The sequence below is a fragment of the Microbacterium sp. P2_F9 genome, from assembly GCF_056403635.1.
The window spans coordinates 1-516 of sequence record NZ_JBFUFC010000430.1; the positions used below are offsets into that span (position 1 = coordinate 1).

Sequence of the window (516 nt, forward strand, 5' to 3'; positions counted from 1 at the left end):
CAACAGGCCGGCAAGGAGCGGCGTGACCGCCGCGAACAGGGCCGCCGGAAGCCAGATCGCGCCGGGCGCACGGCGCGCCCGCTCACTCTTGCCGCCGAACCAGCGCGTCACCGCGGCGACGATGAGCGCCGCCGGCGCCGCCTTGGCCGTGACATAGCCCGCTGCCCAGCCGGCGACCGAGAGATCCCACGACATCACCAGGCACGCGGCAGCCTGCGCGAGCAGCACGGCGAGCACCACTCCGGCAACGAGCGTCCAGTACCGGTCGCCCGCTCGGACGGCCACCCACCAGACGACGCCCAGTAGGACGGGCAGGTACACCACGTAGGGCGCGAACTGCCAGATGCCGGCAGCGAGCGTCGGAATCGCCCCGGACCAGCCGACGAGGGCCAGCAGTCCGGTGGGGTCGGCGATCGCCTGGATCAGGACCAGGACCAGCATGGTGCCGAGCGCGACGGCAGGGCGGCGGACGGACTTCATGACACTCCATCGTGACAAGGTGCGGGGGGCCAGCAC

Annotated in this window: 1 protein-coding gene; it reads right to left on the reverse strand. The window is 72.5% G+C overall.

The features are described from left to right. Nucleotides 1-480, reverse strand: a 480-nt coding sequence (locus AC1DVT_RS20560) for a hypothetical protein (protein WP_477391287.1), incomplete at its 3' end; no start/stop codon positions are given. Nucleotides 481-516: the final 36 nt, after the last annotated feature.